We start from the raw sequence: 17687 nt of genomic DNA on the forward strand, positions 1-17687 counted from the left end.
TTCAGTTTTAGGATAACCTCAAACAGTATCTAAAATAGCTATGTCAATGAAAAAAGGGGTTAGCATTTTTTTCGTGACAAATGGTAGTAGAAGGACCATGCCCAGGATAAACTCGGTAATGATTAGGTAAGGTGAATAGTTCTTGGCGAATACCAGTAATGAGGTCCTCAAAGTTACTGGTAGGTAAGTCAGTACGACCGATAGTTTCACGAAATAGAGCATCGCCAGTAACGACTAATTCATCTGAGTGGAAAACAAATGAGACTCCTCCCCAAGAATGACCAGATGTTGGTAAAACTGTGAATTCAAAACCATTTAGTTGATAGGGTTGCTTTAATTTAAAAAAGTTCTCTGCCGGTCTTGCTATAACAGTAATGATATCATCATGACGGCCTAAGCCAGATAAATTATCATCTGGGGAAGATAGCCAAGCGGCTTCTTTTTCTGAAACATAAACAGGTGGATGATCAAAAGCATCTCTGACCAAATCTAAACTAAAAATATGATCATAGTGAGTATGCGTTAAGAGGATAGCCACTAAAGGTTTTTCAAAGGATTTAATTTTAGCAATGATTTCTTGGCCGTTACTTCCTGGATCAATGAGGATAACAGCTTGATCATTAACGAGGTAATAAGTATTTTCACCAGCAATGTGGTTTATTGTTTTATAGATTTTCATAAGGATAGTGTACCAAAAAATCAAGACTTTGTTAAAAAAAGAGTAGCGGAAAATAAATGGCAATTAGTTTCAGAAAATATGAGATCTCACAGCAATTTCTTGACACCGTTTTCATAAAGGTGTATCATAAAAGTAATCAATAAGCCAAGCCTAAAGCTGAACTTAGTTTAAGAACACTGACTTTTTGAGAGCAACCTAATCGGTTGACTAAAAAATATGAGGTGGAAGATATGTCAAAAGTTGCTATTGTTACTGGTGCTGGTCAAGGAATTGGATTTGCTATTGCGAAACGTCTTCATGCAGACGGCTTTAAAATAGGCATTTTAGACTATAATGAAGAGACTGCTCAGGCTGCGGTTGATAAACTATCACCTGAGGATGCTGTTGCAGTTGTAGCAGATGTTTCAAAACGTGACCAAGTTTTTGATGCTTTCCAAAAAGTTGTAGATACTTTTGGTGATTTGAATGTTGTTGTTAACAATGCAGGCGTTGCCCCAACAACCCCTCTTGACACGATTACTGAAGAGCAGTTTGAAAAGGCTTTTGCAATCAATGTCGGAGGAACGATTTGGGGAAGCCAAGCAGCTCAAAAACATTTTAGAGAATTAGGTCATGGCGGAAAAATTATAAATGCAACATCACAAGCAGGATGTGAAGGAAATCCTAATTTGACTGTTTATGGTGGTACAAAATTTGCAGTTCGTGGTATTACACAGACTTTGGCAAAGGATTTGGCATCAGAAGGAATCACAGTCAATGCTTACGCACCAGGTATTGTTAAGACACCTATGATGTTTGCTATTGCCCATGAAGTTGGTAAAAATGCAGGCAAAGATGATGAATGAGGTATGGAGCAATTTGCAAAAGATATCACTTTGAAACGCTTGTCTGAACCAGAAGATATTGCTAATGCAGTAGGCTTCTTAGCGGGAGATGATTCAAATTATATCACTGGACAAACAATAGTTGTCGATGGTGGTATGGTATTCCATTAAAAATGATTAATACTGACACTGTGGGTTTCACTCACAGTGTTTTTTAAGAAGTATAAAAAATTATCCTATCTTGGTTATTGGAGTGATGGCACCTTTGAGGTATAGTCATGTTTTGTTTTATAGATATAGCGTGCTATAATAGACTTACTATGACCCAGAAAAAACTTAGAAAATATGCAGTAGTTGACTTGGAGGCTACTGGAGCAGGTCCCAATGCTTCTATTATTCAGGTTGGGATTGTTATTATCCAAGGAAATAAAATTATTGATAGTTATGAAACAGATGTTAATCCTCATGAATCTTTGGATGAGCATATTGTTCATTTGACAGGTATTACGGATAAGCAGTTGGCTAAAGCTCCGGATTTTGGTCAAGTGGCGCATCACATTTATCAATTGATTGAAGATTGTATTTTTGTTGCCCACAATGTAAAGTTCGATGCAAATTTATTGGCAGAAGCTCTTTTTTTAGAAGGATATGAGTTAACAATACCACGTGTTGATACTGTTGAATTAGCCCAACTATTTTTCCCTCGCTTTGAAAAGTATAACCTTAGTCACCTATCTAGGCAGCTCAATATTGATTTGGCAGAAGCTCATACTGCTATTGCAGATGCAAGAGCTACAGCTATACTGTTTTTAAGACTTTTACAAAAAATTGAGAGCCTTCCAATTGAGTGCTTAGAAAGCTTATTAGTCTATTCAGATAGCCTGCTATTTGAAACAGCAATGGTCATTCAAGAAGGATTAGCCAAAGCCAAACCTTATGATCCCAACAAATACATTAAAATCAGACAGATTCTCTTACCAAAGGGCTCAAAAGCTCTCAAGCCTTATCAAATATCAAAAAGCTTCCCTATTAATATGGCACTATTAGGTCTGGAAGAAAGGCCTAAACAGACTCAATTTGCTCAGTTAATTGACGAAGATTACCATCAGGGAGTAGCTAGTTTTATTGAAGCTCAGACAGGTATTGGAAAAACCTACGGCTACCTGCTACCCCTTTTGGCAAAAGAAGATCAAAACCAAATCATTGTCAGTGTGCCCACCAAACTTCTTCAAGACCAATTAATGGCTGGTGAAGTAGCTGCTATTCAAGAACAATTTCACATCGCCTGCCATAGTTTAAAAGGGCCCGCCAATTACCTAAAGCTAGATAGCTTTGCAGATAGTTTGGACCAAAATGACCAGAACCGTTTGGTGAATCGTTATAAAATGCAATTATTGGTTTGGCTCTTAGAAACTAAGACAGGAGACCTTGACGAAATCAAACAAAAGCAGCGCTTTGCAGCTTATTTTGAGCAGCTTAAGCACGATGGAGACATTAAGCAGTCTTCTGAATTTTACGATTACGATTTTTGGAGAGTTAGTTATGAAAAAGCCAAAACAGCCCGTCTCCTGATTACCAACCATGCTTATTTTTTACACCGTGTTCAAGATGACAAGGACTTTGCTAGAAACAAGGTCTTGGTCTTTGATGAGGCCCAAAAGCTGATGCTCCAATTAGATCAATTATCACGTCATCAGCTTAACCTGACGGTTTTTTTACAAACAATACAGGCCAAGTTAAGCAACCCTTTACCTCTTTTAGAAAAACGCTTATTGGAAAGCTTGTCGTTTGAACTGGGACAAGTGTCAAGTGATTACTATCAAAATAAAGAGCACCAGCTTGCTCATGATTGGTCTCGTATAGCTGGCTACGCCAAAGAATTAACAGGAGCAGATTATCAAGAGTTACAAGCCTTTTTTGCTACCTCAGATGGTGACTACTGGCTTAGTAGCGAAAAGCAAGAGGAGAAGCGAGTGACTTATCTAAACAGTGCTAGTAAGGCATTTATTCATTTCCAACAGCTCTTACCAGAAACGGTGAAAACTTATTTTGTTTCTGCCACTTTAACCATCAGCTCAGAAGTAACCTTGGCAGACCTATTAGGTTTTGAAGAGTATCTCTATCATGTCATTGAAAAGGATAAAAAGCAAGACCAGTTGGTGCTTGTTGATCAAGAGGCGCCTATCGTGACAGAAGTCAGTGACCAAATCTATGTGGAAGCAATTGCAAAACGAATCGAAAGCTTGAAGCAAGAGGGTTATCCTATTTTAGTGCTTTTTAATTCTAAAAAACACTTGCTGTTGGTTTCAGACTATCTAGACCAATGGCAGGTGCCTCACTTAGCGCAGGAAAAGAATGGAACAGCTTATAATATTAAAAAACGGTTTGATCAAGGAGAGCAAACTATTTTGCTTGGTTTAGGTTCTTTTTGGGAAGGAGTTGATTTTATTCAAGCGGATCGTATGATTACCCTTATCGCACGATTGCCCTTTGATAACCCAGAGGATTTCTTTGTTAAGAAAATGAGTCATTATCTATTGGAAAAAGGTAAAAATCCTTTCAGAGATTACTTCTTGCCAATGACTATTTTGCGATTAAAACAGGCTATTGGTCGCACGATGCGTCGACAAGATCAAAAGTCAGTGGTTATTATTTTGGATCGTCGTCTCCTTACAAAGTCCTATGGACAAGTTATTTTGGAAGGTCTCGGTCAGGAATTTTTGATTTCTCAACAAAATTTTCACGATTGTCTAGTAGAAACGGACTGTTTTCTGATATAATGGAAAGGATCTATTATATCAGAAAAATTTTTAATGGCGTTAAGCACAATCAACTAACATTTAAATTAGTTTGAACTTTTATTATGCTCTTTTAGACAACTGTTCAAATGTTTTCGAATTGTTTTTTTGATAAGGACAATAAATGAACAAATTTTTGGTTTTAGTAAACCCAATTACTGTTCTTTTCATTAGTGTCAGTTGCTATCAAAACAGCTTGTCATAGTTCGTGCGATCAGTAGCGAGTATTGGTAAAACTGAAACCGTAGATTATGAAAAAATGATCTGTTGAGCATTAATTAATCTGAAGATAAGAAGTCGATAAAAAGGAGATACGATGCCCAAACTATCAAAGCGAGTTTTAGAAATGAAAGAGAGTGTTACTCTGGCTGCAGGTGCTAGAGCTAAGGCTTTGAAAGCGCAGGGCCGCGATGTACTGAATTTAACTTTAGGAGAACCAGATTTTTTTACACCTAAGCACATTCAAGACAAGGCGATTGAATCTATTCAAAATGGTACGGCTAGCTTTTATACAAATGCTTCTGGGCTTCCAGAATTAAAAGCTGCGATTGCCACATACCTGAAAAATCAGTATGGGTATCACTTGTCTCCTGATCAGATTGTGGCAGGAACAGGTGCCAAGTTCATCCTTTATGCCTTTTTTATGGCTGTTTTAAATCCTGGTGACCAAGTTCTCATTCCAACACCATATTGGGTATCTTATTCTGACCAAGTAAAAATGGCAGAAGGTCAGCCGATCTTCGTTCAAGGACTAGAAGAAAATCAATTCAAGGTAACTGTTGACCAGCTGGAAAGAGCAAGGACAAGTAAGACTAAAGTTGTCCTTATCAATTCTCCTTCCAATCCAACAGGCATGATTTATGGTGCTGAGGAATTAAGGGCCATTGGAGAATGGGCGGTGCACAACGATATTCTTATTCTGGCAGATGATATTTACGGGTCCTTAGTCTATAACGGCAATCAGTTTGTTCCTATTTCAACACTCTCAGAAGCGATTCGGCGTCAAACCATTACGGTCAATGGCGTGGCTAAAAGTTATGCCATGACAGGCTGGCGGGTTGGTTTTGCAGCAGGTGAACCAGAGATCATTTCGGCAATGAGTAAGATCATCGGGCAGACTACCTCTAACCTGACAACCGTTTCACAATATGCTGCTATCGAGGCTTTCTGTGGTAGTCAGTCATCACTTGAAGAGATGCGATTAGCATTTGAAGAGCGCCTTAATATCACTTATCCATTGTTGTGTCAGGTCCCTGGGTTTGAGGTTGTTAAACCACAAGGAGCTTTTTACTTCTTTCCAAACGTTAAGAAAGCCATGGAAATGACAGGTTTTTCCGATGTGACAAGCTTTGCTAATGCTATTTTAGAGGAAGTCGGATTAGCTGTTGTGAGTGGAGCAGGCTTTGGCGCACCGGAAAATGTTCGTCTGAGTTATGCTACAGATATCGAAACCCTTAAAGAAGCTGTTCGTAGACTGCATGTCTTTATGGAAAGTAATGAAATTAATTAAATAAAAATAGAGAGAAACTTATGTCAAAAAAACTTATTTCAATTGTTGATGTTAAAGATTATGTTGGTCAAGAAGTTACTATTGGTGCTTGGGTTGCTAACAAATCAGGTAAAGGTAAGATTGCGTTTGTACAGTTACGCGATGGTTCTGCTTTTTTCCAAGGTGTCGCTTTTAAACCAAACTTCATTGAAAAATATGGTGAAGAATCAGGTCTTGAAAAATTTGACGTTATTAAACGTCTCAACCAAGAAACATCTGTTTATGTAACAGGGATTGTTAAAGAGGATGAGCGTTCTAAATTTGGCTATGAACTTGATATTACTGACCTTGAAATCATTGGAGAGTCACATGAATATCCTATAACTCCTAAAGAGCATGGGACAGACTTCTTGATGGACAACCGTCATCTTTGGTTGCGTTCTCGTAAACAAATGGCTGTTATGCAAATTCGTAACGCTATTATTTATGCAACTTATGAATTCTTTGACCAAAATGGTTTTATCAAATTTGATAGCCCAATTTTATCAGAAAATGCAGCAGAAGATTCAACAGAGTTATTCGAAACAGACTATTTTGGGAAACCAGCATTTCTTAGCCAATCTGGTCAATTATACCTTGAAGCTGGAGCAATGGCTCTAGGCCGAGTTTTCGACTTTGGTCCAGTCTTTCGTGCTGAAAAATCTAAAACACGTCGCCATTTAACAGAATTTTGGATGATGGATGCTGAGTATTCTTTCTTATCACATGAGGAATCACTTGACCTTCAAGAAGCTTATGTTAAAGCATTGATCCAAGGCGTTCTAGATCGTGCGCCTCAAGCACTTGATATTTTAGAACGTGATGTTGAGGCTCTCAAACGTTATATCACAGAGCCATTCAAGCGTGTTTCTTATGATGATGCTATTACACTTCTTCAAGAGCATGAAGCAGATGAAGATACAGATTATGAACATTTAGAGCATGGTGATGACTTTGGTTCCCCACATGAAACTTGGATTTCTAATTACTTTGGAGTACCGACATTTGTAGTGAATTACCCAGCAAGCTTTAAAGCATTTTATATGAAACCAGTTCCTGGAAATCCAGAACGCGTTCTTTGTGCTGATCTTTTAGCTCCAGAAGGTTATGGAGAGATCATTGGCGGCTCAATGCGTGAAGACAACTACGATGCTCTTGTGGCTAAAATGGATGAACTAGGTATGGATAAATCAGAATATGACTTTTACCTTGACCTTCGTAAATATGGCTCTGTTCCTCATGGCGGTTTTGGTATAGGTATTGAACGTATGGTAACTTTTGTTGCTGGTACCAAACATATTCGCGAAGCTATTCCATTCCCACGTATGTTACATCGGATTAGACCCTAATAATACAAAAAGTTCATGTCATCTATGAACTTTTTGTATTGGTAAGAAGTGAGTGTGTTATAAAAACATCAATATGTCCTAAAGGAGAGATAAGAAATAGTAGAGTTTGAACCTACATCCTTTGTGAAGATAAATTTTGGAAGTTTAGTAGATCAGTTAGCAGATAAGACAATATAGCTTTGCTCAAGGGATATTTTATAGACAAGTATTTGGACTACGATTATCAAATAGACACTCTCATTTGATACTAAAAAGGTCTCGTCTATTCATATAATAGGAGAGCTACGGGAGTTATTATTAAAATTAGCTGATTTTTACAGTTCAAAATGTGTTACCACTTTTTCACTTCTTAGCTTTCTTATGTATGTGGTATAATGAAGGTGGACGGTTCGATAGAGAAAGGGAAATTGTAAATGTCAGACAAACACATTAATTTAGTTATTGTGACAGGAATGAGCGGCGCTGGAAAAACAGTTGCCATTCAGTCTTTTGAGGATCTAGGCTACTTTACCATTGATAATATGCCCCCAGCCTTGGTTCCAAAATTTTTAGAATTAATTGAACAAACCAATGAAAATCGTAGGGTGGCTTTGGTTGTCGATATGAGAAGTCGTTTGTTTTTCAAGGAAATTAATTCTACCTTAGATAGTATTGAAAGCAATCCTAGCATTGATTTTCGGATTCTTTTTTTGGATGCAACGGATGGAGAATTGGTGTCACGCTATAAAGAAACCAGACGGAGCCACCCTTTGGCTGCGGACGGTCGTGTGCTTGATGGTATTCGATTGGAAAGAGAACTCCTATCTCCTTTGAAAAGCATGAGCCAACATGTGGTGGATACAACAAAATTGACCCCTAGACAATTGCGTAAAACCATTTCAGACCAGTTTTCTGAAGGGTCTAATCAAGCCTCTTTCCGTATTGAAGTGATGAGCTTTGGGTTCAAATATGGTCTTCCTTTGGATGCGGATTTGGTTTTTGATGTGCGTTTTCTACCCAATCCTTATTATCAGGTAGAGCTTCGTGAAAAAACAGGACTAGATGAGGACGTTTTTAATTATGTGATGTCTCACCCAGAATCAGAGGTGTTTTACAAGCATTTGTTAAACCTTATTGTCCCTATCTTACCGGCTTACCAAAAAGAAGGGAAGTCTGTCTTGACGGTGGCTATTGGCTGCACAGGAGGCCAACACCGCAGCGTTGCCTTTGCCCATTGCTTGGCAGAAAGTCTGGCAACAGATTGGTCGGTTAATGAAAGCCATCGTGATCAAAATCGTCGTAAGGAAACGGTGAATCGTTCATGAAAAATCCTAAAATGACTGTTATAGGTGGGGGTACTGGCATCTCCATTATCCTAAAAAGCCTTCGTAATGAAGCAGTTGATATTACTGCTGTGGTCACTGTTGCAGATGATGGTGGTTCCTCAGGAGAACTTCGTAATGCCATGCAATTAGCTCCGCCAGGAGACTTACGGAATGTCTTGTTAGCGATGAGTGACATGCCAAAATTTTATGAGCGGGTTTTCCAATACCGTTTTAACGAGAGTGATGGAGCCTTGGCTGGTCACCCTCTAGGCAATCTCATTATTGCTGGTATCTCTGAAATGCAAGGCTCAACCTACAATGCCATTCAAATTTTAACCAAATTTTTCCATATTACAGGTAAAATTTACCCCTCTAGCGAGCAGGCCTTGACCCTTCATGCTGTTTTTAAAGATGGGCATGAAGTAGCAGGAGAAAGTTCTATTGCCAAATACCCAGGCATGATTGACCATGTCTATGTGACCAACACCTACAACGACCAAAAGCCTCAGGCCAGTCGTAAGGTGGTTGAGGCTATTCTAGAAAGTGACATGATTGTCTTGGGACCAGGCTCACTGTTTACCTCTATTTTACCTAATTTGGTCATTCCAGAAATTAAAGAAGCTTTGCGCCAGACTAAAGCAGAAGTGGTGTATATTTGTAATATCATGACCCAGTATGGTGAAACAGAACAATTTTCAGATGCAGACCATGTGGCTGTTTTAAATCAGCACTTAGGAAGAGATTTGATTGATACGGTTTTGGTAAATGTGGCTAAGGTGCCGCAGGCTTACATGAATTCTAACAAATTTGATGAATACCTCGTTCAGGTTGATCACGACTTTGCTGGCCTTTGCAGGGCTGCTAAGCGTGTGATTTCGTCTTATTTTTTACGGTTGGAGAATGGCGGAGCTTTTCACGATGGTAACTTAGTGGTGGAAGAATTAATGAATTTAGTGAGGATAGTCAAGCAATGAGTTTTACAACCAAGGTCAAAGAGGAATTAATTCACTTGTCCACAGGTGACAACAATGAATTGGCCGCCATTATCAAATTATCAGGCAGCTTGGGCTTAGCTCACCAAAGCCTTCATTTATCCATTACCACTGAAAATGCTAAAATTGCCCGCTACATTTATTCTCTTATTGAAGACGCCTATGTTATCGTGCCAGAAATCAGGTATCATCAAAAGACGAACCTGCGCAAAAACCGTGTTTACACCGTCTATGTTGAGCAAGGTGTGGAAACCATTTTAGCCGATTTGAAATTAGCGGACTCCTTTTTTGGTCTGGAAACAGGCATCGAACCTCAGGTTTTATCAGACGATAATGCTGGCCGTTCTTATCTTAAAGGGGCTTTTCTAGCGGCAGGTAGCATCAGAGATCCTGAGTCAGGCAAGTATCAGTTAGAAATCTATTCAGTTTATCTTGATCATGCTCAAGATTTAGCTCAACTCATGCAAAAATTTATGCTAGATGCCAAAACCATCGAGCATAAAAGCGGTGCAGTTACTTATTTGCAAAAGGCAGAAGATATCATGGACTTTTTAATTATAATTGGTGCCATGTCCTGCAAAGAAGACTTTGAAGCCATCAAATTACTTCGAGAAGCTCGAAATGATATTAACCGTGCCAATAATGCAGAAACAGCTAATATTGCCAAAACTATCAGTGCTAGCATGAAAACCATTAATAATATTATTAAAATCATGGACACAATTGGTTTAGAAAGTTTACCGATTGAATTGCAACAGGTAGCCCAGCTTCGGGTTAAGCATCCAGACTATTCCATTCAACAAGTTGCTGATGCTCTTGAGTTCCCAATCACCAAGAGCGGGGTCAACCATCGCTTGCGTAAAATCAATAAAATTGCAGATGACTTATAGAACATTTTTATCGTATGAGCCTTTGTTCATACGATTTTTTTGTCTAAAAGTCGTTTTCCATTGTTTTTTTGAAGTGTCTGATGTTCTGTGATATGATAAAAGGGATAATAACGTTTGTAAAGGAGACTGATAATGGCATGTACAACTATACTAGTTGTAGTGCCTAAATAATGCTTTTAAAACTTAAAAATAATATCGATGTTATCCATAGTAACCTCGACTCTATCTATCAATTGCTTAACTATCCTAGATTGAACATCATACGAAGATTTTCTAATGTCAAGGTTATCCATCAGCATTCCAAGAGAGTCTTCGTTTTTCTTGTCTAAATAATTCAATTTAATTGCTTTGTTATAATCATCTTTTAAATGATTGAGTTCTTCGATGTCTTTTTTTAGTTTTGGTAGGTCAATCAAATCATTAATATATAAATCGTTTAGACGATTGATTTTTTTATCGATTATCTCTATTTCTTTTTTTAAAGGTGTAATATCAATTATATTGTCATCTTTTTTTATTTTTTTAAGATATTCTTTATCGTGTTGAAGTTTATAAAGAACATCAATAACATATTTTTCGATGTGTTTTTTTTCATATCGACCAGTGTTACAAATCTTTTGGTTATTATAATTATTAACACTTCGTCTAGCCAAACTTTCTGTTTTATTAACACAAACGTAAGTTTGCCTTCTCGTACCATCGTTCTTAGCTCTTCCTGTGCATACTTTTAAAGGGGCACCACAATAACCGCATTTTGCTATGTGAGAAAGCATATATTTCCCTTGAAAAGGTCTAGTATTTGTTTTCGTATCTGTCCTATGTGCTAAAGCTATTTGCGCTTTATTATATGTTTTTTCGTCGATAATGGCTTGATGATCACCTGAGAAAGTTTGTTCCCTATACTTCACTAATCCTTTATATGTTTCATTTTCTAATATTCTTTTTACTTTTACATGTGTCCACGTATTCCCGACGAAATTGTCTCTCGCGTAATTTGTAATTGACATGATTGAGCAGCCAGAGATTATCATATTAAACATTTGTCTGACATTGGCAGCCTCTAACTCATTGACTGACAATGTTTTTTCATCTTTATTGTATCTATAACCATAAGGTGGTGTTTTCCAAGCCGTTGTTTTTCCAGATTTTGCTCTATTCATAACACCAAACTGCATTCTCTCTTTAATCTGTTCTCTTTCAAACTCTGCAATAGCTGATAAGAGAGTGAGAAAGAGATTTCCCATTGCTGAAGAAGTGTCGATATTTTCTTTTAAGCTGACAAAGTGGATATTGTTAGCAGTAAATACATCTTTGACTAAGTAAAGCGTGTCTTTTACATTTCTTGATAGCCTGTCTAGTTTATAGACTAAAATAGTATCAAATTTATTGTTTTTACCATCTTCAATCAATTCTGTTATTGCTGGTCGTTCAAGTTTTCCGCCTGAAAATCCTGCATCAGAGTAATTCTTATAAATTTTCCATTCCATTGCCTCACAATACTTTGTCAAAGCTTCAATCTGTCCTTGAATAGAATATCCTTCTTCGGCTTGATTTATTGTTGATACTCTAGAGTAAATAGCTACTTTCCTCATTGTTTTTTACCTCATTTTCTGTTAAAATAGGTATAGTAAAGAGACCTACGGCAAAGCAGGTTTTTACTATACTAGATTCGCCTCACGCTCAGAGTCGCCAAACTTTGAGAGCGTGGGGTTTTTTTAGTTAAACGCCGAAATAAGCTGGAACAAAATGTACACTATAGGAATAAGCATGATAATGCAACCTATTTGTTGTATTGTGTTACCTGTCTTTTCCATCCCCTCGCCTGCACTTGTCATTTTTTCTCCAACTTTTGTAAAAGTAGAATTTGCTACGTTTGATTCATAATCATAAAAAATTCGCTTCACATAATCTTCTTTAAAATCTAAAAAACATTTAGGGCATCTTCTAGTGTGAAAAGTAAGAATAATAGACTTGCCGCAACTCGGACATTTTGTTCTTAGTTTTGTATTTTCTAAATTCATTTATCTACCTCAGTACTCTTTAGGCATAAAGTTACCGACAATTTCCCCTATTATACGAGGGCCTTCACTAAAAGGAGCAAACTTGTCATTGTATTTTTTATTTAAAGACACAAGGCGCAAGCCATCCTTTTCTCTGTAAACTTTCTTAATATAGGTTTGTCCGTCCCATTCTACGGCATAGATACCACCTTCATAATCAAAGCCAGTTTGTTTGATAAGCACAACCTCACCATTCAGATAAGTTGGTTCCATAGAATCACCAAAAACCCAAGAGGCGAAGTCGTAATCTAATTCTTCGTCGTAAAAAACAGTATCATAGTTCCCATCACCAAAATATCCATAACCTGTACCTGCGGAAAGTTTCTCATAGACTTTGTATTCATATAGTTTTTTCTCTATTGAAGTAATTTTATTTTTTTGCTCTTTCAATTGTTCTGTTGCAAAGTCTAAAACTTTTTGCTTACGAGGAACATTTAATTCTACGACTGTTGTGGTTATTTTTTTGACAAGTGGAGAAGTAGGGATTTTGAGTTCGTGACTAGTTTTGTCACTTTTTTTAATAGGTGGGAAAAGATCATCGATAGTAACAGATAATGCGTTTGCTAACTTAAATAGAGTATTTTTCTTAGGTGTTCTGAACCCCTTTTCGTAATTAGCAATTGTAGTATCTCCCATATTAACTAGGATCGCTAACTCTTTCTGAGTTAGCCCTTTATTTTTTCGCAATTCCTTAATTTTAGAACCAATATATAAAGCTAGCTCTTTATCATTCATCAGATTTCTTCTTTCTTTTTATCTAATAAGAGTATAACACATAAATTCACGTTTTGAAAAGTTTTTTTGTCAAACAACAAAAAAATAGTTGACACTTCACGAAAAGTGAAGTATACTATAATCAAGCTTAAGGAATTAAGCAAAAATGAAAGTAGGTGCAGCCGGTGGAGTCTAGGCTAAACAAAAAGCCTAAACACAAAGAACTAGAAGTCGAAATCAAGATTCTTTGGTTTAAGCTTAGGGTTCACTACAATAGAGTGGTGACAATATCAAGAGGGCTAAGAAGCCCTCTCCCCTAACGGGGTAAGTTTAGTTTAGCACATTGGCTGTATCTCCGCAAGAATGAAAGGAGAGGTTGCATGAATTGGAAAAAACTAATGTTTGGCGATCTAGAATACACGTTTGCCAGTCGTGACGGCAAAGAAAAAACAAGCATCGAATTTGAAGGCGGCGTATTACCAGCGCTGTTAGTGCTATGCGGTATCACTTGGCTGATTGCTTGGTTTATTACAAAATAAAAACTCCCCAAAAGGAGTGGAAAGGAGGGAAGGCATGGAAAAAATTAAATACGGTGTACTAGGTTCTTCCAAGATATTTCACACAAGAAAATCTGCTCTCACTCATGCAAATCTTTTAGGATATCCTCGTAGTGCGGTTTTTTTGATAATTCCACAGGGAATGACGCAGAAAATGATTGATAAGGTGAATTAACATATCCTGCTTTATTAGCTTTAAATAGTTTTTTCTTTTTAGCTACTTTAAAAGCAACAAAGAGTCTATCTGTGATTTCAGACGTTTGTATGATTAAATCCATCCTTGTCATACTGTGGGCTTTTAATACTCCACAATCTGCCTCTGGAACCTCGATAAGGATTGTATTGCCATCAGGCTGTACTGCGGCTATAGCCTCTCTACCTGTTAAATCGTTAATTATATTATTTTGCTTTTGGTAATAATGCTGATATTTTCTGTTTTTATCAAAAACAATCAAGTCGAAGTAGCTTACATCAACATTAGAAGGATTGATGATTTTAATGTTAGCTCTTAATGTACCATTTGGATTATATATGCTTTCACCGTTGTCTAAAATAACGCTCAAAATCCAATCTGAAACAGGAGCAGCAATTAACTCGACTTGTAAGTTATTTCTTCGGTAGTTTGAATAAGATAGAAACAGAGCTATTAAAGCTATCCAATTTTTTATTAGATATTCACTTGTAAACTTAAAAACACACAATAAAAAATTAAAAAAATTCATTTCAACCTCACAATTTTTATTTAAATTATACCACAGAAAGGAGGTGGGGGAATGCAGATTCTTCTGTATAAATTGCGAAAAGAAAAAGGAATTTCACAAGAAGAGATGTCCAAAGTTATTAATAAGTCTTCTAACACTTACCGAGATAAAGAATTAGGTAAAAGAGACTTTACTCAAAGCGAAATGTTCAAAATCGCCAGCTTTTTCAACAAAGATTTAGGCGAAATTTTTACACCTTGAACTTCACGAAACGTGAAATAAAAATAACACAAAACTAGAAAGGACAGTATGCAAGAGATTTTTAACTTTAAAGGACAAGAAGTCCGAACAGTAACCATTGACGATGAACCTTACTTTGTAGGGAAAGATGTCGCAGAGATTTTGGGGTATGCAAAAGCAAGAAATGCAATTGCTAGTCATGTTGACGATGAAGACAAAAAGGACGCCCCAATTCAGGGCACCCTCGGCGGAACTCAAACGATGACCATCATCAACGAGTCAGGTCTCTACTCTCTCATCTTATCTAGCAAGTTGCCACAAGCCAAAGAGTTTAAACGGTGGGTCACATCAGAAGTATTACCAACAATACGTAAACACGGCATGTATGCAACTGATGAACTACTTGACAATCCAGATTTTGCCATTGCTACGCTACAAAAGCTAAAAGAGGAGCGTGAGGCTAAGAAGTTGCTAGAGTCTCAGATTGAGGCGGACCGTCCCAAAGTACTATTTGCTGATGCCGTAAGTGCTAGCCATACCTCTATCTTAGTCGGAGAACTTGCAAAGTTACTCAAGCAGAATGGGGTAAATATTGGAGCGACTCGTCTCTTCACTTGGCTTCGTAAACACGGCTATCTTATCAAGCGTAATGGCCGAGATTGGAATATGCCTACTCAGAAAAGCGTAGAGCTTGGACTTATAAGGGTCAAGGAAACTAGCATCACCCATTCTGATGGCCATATTACAGTAAGCAAGACACCCCTTGTAACCGGAAAAGGTCAACAATACTTTATTAATAAATTCCTTAATCAGGAATATCTACCAGTTTAAAAAGGAGATAGCATGAACGAAATAACATTTACCCTATATTGCACAACATCTGAAGAAGCAATCACGGAAGTAAAGAAACTAAAAGAAGCCCATCCAAAGGATAGACTTCAATTCAATGTAAACATTAAGTCTGAGTTTTACTAGTCAATAGAATTGACGTTAGAAACGTATTGATAAAGTTTCTTATACTCAAGACCTAAGTATTCCGCAAAAGTAGCATCCTTAATTTTACCTTCGTTTTTTGCAGCTCTAAATTCACGATAAAAACTTTCGTGATTTCCGATGATAATTTCTGATGTTACTTCCAACAAATCTTTAGCCATATAATCACCTCCCTTCGAGATGATTATAACAAAAAAGTCCGACGGCAATCGGACTCTGAACAAAAATATTACAAAGGAATTATACCATGAAACGACAAAAAGAACAATGGACCCCAAAGGTTCGCTGTTTTAGGAAAGATGGTTCACAATGTGAGCCAGAAAATATAACAGTGCCAATTTCTTTTGCAGGTTACTATCAAATTTTATTAGAAGTAGGGGCATAACATGAACAAATTAGAACTATTTTTATTAGTAACAACCGTCGTCTTAGCGGTCATTGCTAAGGTGCAACACGAAGTCATCAAAGAACACAATTCGCCAGAGAATAAACGCAGAATTTTTAGGGAAGTGGCTATGGAAAACAGCAAAGGATGGGGCGAGAAGCGCTCTAGAGGAGAGGTGGTCAGCTAATGCAGTACATTTTTCAAAAATACGACAAGTAGCTATACATCCGTTAGCAACGAATTTATAGATGATTGTGAATTATCCCTAAAATCAAAAGGCCTGCTTATGGTAATTCTTAGAAATAAAGAAGATTGGAGAGTATATCCAGAGGAATTGGCTAGAAGGTCCAGAGATAGCGTGAGAGTTGTAAGGACTTGCTTAGAAGAATTAGAGAGGGTCGGATATGTGAGAACTTACAGAAAATCTTTAGGGCGAGGGAAAGGCATACAATATTATAGATTTTGCTCAGATAAAAAGATATCCGAACAAGCATTTAAAAAAATGATTAGTGATTTTACAACTTAACGTTTTACAAAGTTGTATTTTACAAAGTTGTATTTTACAAAGTTGTAAAACGTAACACTAATAATTACTAACTTATAAATAAATACTAAATAACAATAAATACTAACAGATAATAAGCATCATCATCAACATCAGGAGGAGCTATGGACGAAAAAAAGCTTTTTGAAAATTTCCAATTAACTTTTGGACGGATGATATCGCCATTTGAAATCGAAGATATTCAAAAGTGGATTCACGAAGATAACATGCCAATTGAAGTTGTCAACCTTGCATTAAGAGAAGCGGTAGAAAACAACAAAATCAGTTGGAAGTATATCAATAAAATCTTAGTTGATTGGTATAAATCTGGAGATACGACAGTAGAAAAGGTCAGAGACAGGTTGCAACGGTTTGACGATAGTAAAAAACAACGAAGTGTAACTACCTCAAACGTCCCAAGCTGGTCGAATCCAGACTACAAAGAACCAGATTTAGAAGAATTTGCTCTAGGAAGCATGGACGGTATAGAAGATGGATCAGGAGATTTTTAATTTTTTTAACAAACAAATCAAAAAAGATTTTGGTAAAACGGCGAGTAAAGAGACTTTTGCTAAGTTTGCTAGTTACTGCGCCGAAGGAATCGAAAAAAATGGAGTTAAGCCAATTTTTAATTGGATAAACCTATACGCTTTTGGAACTGGTATGACAACAGCAGAAGCAGACCGGTTGAGAATAGAGCGATATAAACAGGAGAATGCGTTATGACAAAACAACATAGAGAAACGCTTATCTGGTACCGAGCAAGTCATCAAGAGCGTGAGAGATTGCTTGATTTTGGACTAGTTGATAAAGCACGGTACGTGACACTATTGCGGCAATTGCGTAAGAAATATGCGATTTAGGAGGAAATATGACACCAGAACAAGCAGAAAAAGCAAAAATCAGAGCTAAACAAGAACTTGAAACGTTTAGCATATACCTTGATCAGGCAATTGATGATCTCGGTGGAGTTCTAACTTCACGAGAAGTCTTTTTAGCAGCGGGAATAACATATCTTGGCGCAGGTCAGACAGATATACATGCTGCAGTCGAGGGATTATGTGAGCAAATCCAATGATTTTAAATTTAGTGAAGACTGGGAGAGCAACTAAAACACAAAAAGAGGAAA

The 17687-nt window shown here is 37.2% G+C and carries 23 protein-coding genes and 1 pseudogene; 18 read left to right on the forward strand and 6 right to left on the reverse strand.

The window, feature by feature from the left end; translation table 11 throughout:
* Positions 1–43 precede the first annotated feature (43 nt).
* On the reverse strand, positions 44–679 hold the full coding sequence (locus B6D67_RS02800) for an MBL fold metallo-hydrolase (RefSeq protein ID WP_011285457.1): 636 nt from the start codon (positions 677–679) through the stop codon (positions 44–46).
* Positions 680–909: 230 nt separating this feature from the next.
* On the opposite strand from B6D67_RS02800, the pseudogene B6D67_RS02805 reads away from it, so the two are divergent.
* From B6D67_RS02805 to whiA, 7 genes and pseudogenes are all read left to right on the forward strand, one after another.
* Positions 910–1674 (forward strand): annotated as a pseudogene (locus B6D67_RS02805) ((S)-acetoin forming diacetyl reductase).
* A gap of 149 nt (positions 1675–1823) precedes the next feature.
* On the forward strand, positions 1824–4283 hold the full coding sequence (locus B6D67_RS02815) for a bifunctional DnaQ family exonuclease/ATP-dependent helicase (RefSeq protein ID WP_011285460.1): 2460 nt from the start codon (positions 1824–1826) through the stop codon (positions 4281–4283).
* 334 nt (positions 4284–4617) lie between these two features.
* Positions 4618–5811, forward strand: coding sequence for a pyridoxal phosphate-dependent aminotransferase (locus B6D67_RS02820; protein ID WP_002985439.1), 1194 nt, complete (start codon positions 4618–4620; stop codon positions 5809–5811).
* Between the two features lie 20 nt (positions 5812–5831).
* Complete coding sequence (gene asnS, locus B6D67_RS02825) at positions 5832–7178, forward strand: asparagine--tRNA ligase (protein ID WP_002985437.1); 1347 nt, start codon at positions 5832–5834, stop codon at positions 7176–7178.
* A gap of 413 nt (positions 7179–7591) precedes the next feature.
* Positions 7592–8482, forward strand: a complete 891-nt coding sequence (rapZ, locus tag B6D67_RS02830; protein WP_002985434.1) for an RNase adapter RapZ — start codon at positions 7592–7594, stop codon at positions 8480–8482.
* Positions 8479–9456: a YvcK family protein gene (locus B6D67_RS02835; protein WP_002985431.1), complete on the forward strand. Its 978-nt coding sequence runs from the start codon at positions 8479–8481 to the stop codon at positions 9454–9456. Before rapZ ends, B6D67_RS02835 begins: the two co-directional genes overlap by 4 nt.
* Positions 9453–10364, forward strand: coding sequence for a DNA-binding protein WhiA (gene whiA, locus B6D67_RS02840; protein WP_002985428.1), 912 nt, complete (start codon positions 9453–9455; stop codon positions 10362–10364). The genes B6D67_RS02835 and whiA overlap by 4 nt, the downstream gene beginning before the upstream one ends.
* A gap of 176 nt (positions 10365–10540) precedes the next feature.
* On the opposite strand, the gene B6D67_RS02845 is transcribed toward whiA, so the two are convergent.
* The 3 genes from B6D67_RS02845 to B6D67_RS02855 form a co-directional block, all read right to left on the reverse strand.
* On the reverse strand, positions 10541–11956 hold the full coding sequence (locus B6D67_RS02845; RefSeq protein WP_029714044.1) for a recombinase family protein: 1416 nt from the start codon (positions 11954–11956) through the stop codon (positions 10541–10543).
* 123 nt (positions 11957–12079) lie between these two features.
* Positions 12080–12385, reverse strand: a complete 306-nt coding sequence (locus B6D67_RS02850; RefSeq protein ID WP_002985420.1) for a membrane protein — start codon at positions 12383–12385, stop codon at positions 12080–12082.
* Positions 12386–12394: 9 nt separating this feature from the next.
* Complete coding sequence (locus B6D67_RS02855; RefSeq protein ID WP_002985417.1) at positions 12395–13159, reverse strand: XRE family transcriptional regulator; 765 nt, start codon at positions 13157–13159, stop codon at positions 12395–12397.
* A 359-nt stretch (positions 13160–13518) separates the two neighbouring features.
* Between B6D67_RS02855 and B6D67_RS02860 the strand changes: the two genes are divergently transcribed.
* A complete protein-coding gene (locus B6D67_RS02860; protein ID WP_002985414.1) occupies positions 13519–13677 on the forward strand; it encodes a hypothetical protein in 159 nt (52 codons plus the stop codon).
* A gap of 98 nt (positions 13678–13775) precedes the next feature.
* Here the strand turns inward: B6D67_RS02860 and B6D67_RS02865 are convergent, their stop codons facing one another.
* Positions 13776–14417: a hypothetical protein gene (locus B6D67_RS02865; RefSeq protein ID WP_001008979.1), complete on the reverse strand. Its 642-nt coding sequence runs from the start codon at positions 14415–14417 to the stop codon at positions 13776–13778.
* A gap of 51 nt (positions 14418–14468) precedes the next feature.
* Between B6D67_RS02865 and B6D67_RS02870 the strand changes: the two genes are divergently transcribed.
* The 3 genes from B6D67_RS02870 to B6D67_RS10495 are packed head-to-tail and all read left to right on the forward strand — an operon-like array spanning position 14469 to position 15611.
* Positions 14469–14657: a helix-turn-helix transcriptional regulator gene (locus B6D67_RS02870; RefSeq protein ID WP_002985407.1), complete on the forward strand. Its 189-nt coding sequence runs from the start codon at positions 14469–14471 to the stop codon at positions 14655–14657.
* Between the two features lie 48 nt (positions 14658–14705).
* Complete coding sequence (locus B6D67_RS02875) at positions 14706–15467, forward strand: phage antirepressor KilAC domain-containing protein (RefSeq protein ID WP_029714046.1); 762 nt, start codon at positions 14706–14708, stop codon at positions 15465–15467.
* A 12-nt stretch (positions 15468–15479) separates the two neighbouring features.
* Positions 15480–15611 (forward strand): hypothetical protein, encoded by a 132-nt coding sequence (locus tag B6D67_RS10495; RefSeq protein ID WP_002985401.1) that lies wholly within the window; start codon positions 15480–15482, stop codon positions 15609–15611.
* Here B6D67_RS10495 and B6D67_RS02880 read toward each other — a convergent pair.
* The gene (locus B6D67_RS02880) at positions 15608–15790 is read right to left on the reverse strand and encodes a hypothetical protein (RefSeq protein ID WP_011889039.1); all 183 of its coding nucleotides are present in this window, start codon (positions 15788–15790) and stop codon (positions 15608–15610) included. The genes B6D67_RS10495 and B6D67_RS02880 overlap by 4 nt on opposite strands.
* An 86-nt stretch (positions 15791–15876) precedes the next feature.
* On the opposite strand from B6D67_RS02880, the gene B6D67_RS02885 reads away from it, so the two are divergent.
* The 7 genes from B6D67_RS02885 to B6D67_RS02910 all read left to right on the forward strand — a co-directional run bounded on the left by B6D67_RS02885 (position 15877) and on the right by B6D67_RS02910 (position 17636).
* Complete coding sequence (locus B6D67_RS02885; RefSeq protein ID WP_002985395.1) at positions 15877–16014, forward strand: BOW99_gp33 family protein; 138 nt, start codon at positions 15877–15879, stop codon at positions 16012–16014.
* Position 16015: 1 nt separating this feature from the next.
* Positions 16016–16201: a hypothetical protein gene (locus B6D67_RS02890; RefSeq protein ID WP_002985392.1), complete on the forward strand. Its 186-nt coding sequence runs from the start codon at positions 16016–16018 to the stop codon at positions 16199–16201.
* Positions 16202–16300: 99 nt separating this feature from the next.
* On the forward strand, positions 16301–16540 hold the full coding sequence (locus B6D67_RS10375; protein WP_002985390.1) for a hypothetical protein: 240 nt from the start codon (positions 16301–16303) through the stop codon (positions 16538–16540).
* A 143-nt stretch (positions 16541–16683) separates the two neighbouring features.
* The gene (locus tag B6D67_RS02900) at positions 16684–17070 is read left to right on the forward strand and encodes a DnaD domain-containing protein (protein ID WP_002990076.1); all 387 of its coding nucleotides are present in this window, start codon (positions 16684–16686) and stop codon (positions 17068–17070) included.
* Positions 17051–17284, forward strand: coding sequence for a hypothetical protein (locus B6D67_RS02905; protein ID WP_010922205.1), 234 nt, complete (start codon positions 17051–17053; stop codon positions 17282–17284). The genes B6D67_RS02900 and B6D67_RS02905 overlap by 20 nt, the downstream gene beginning before the upstream one ends.
* Positions 17281–17421: a hypothetical protein gene (locus B6D67_RS10090; protein WP_002988354.1), complete on the forward strand. Its 141-nt coding sequence runs from the start codon at positions 17281–17283 to the stop codon at positions 17419–17421. The genes B6D67_RS02905 and B6D67_RS10090 overlap by 4 nt, the downstream gene beginning before the upstream one ends.
* A gap of 8 nt (positions 17422–17429) precedes the next feature.
* On the forward strand, positions 17430–17636 hold the full coding sequence (locus B6D67_RS02910; RefSeq protein ID WP_002988357.1) for a hypothetical protein: 207 nt from the start codon (positions 17430–17432) through the stop codon (positions 17634–17636).
* Positions 17637–17687: the final 51 nt, after the last annotated feature.

This window comes from Streptococcus pyogenes (genome assembly GCF_002055535.1).
Classification (GTDB): domain Bacteria; phylum Bacillota; class Bacilli; order Lactobacillales; family Streptococcaceae; genus Streptococcus; species Streptococcus pyogenes.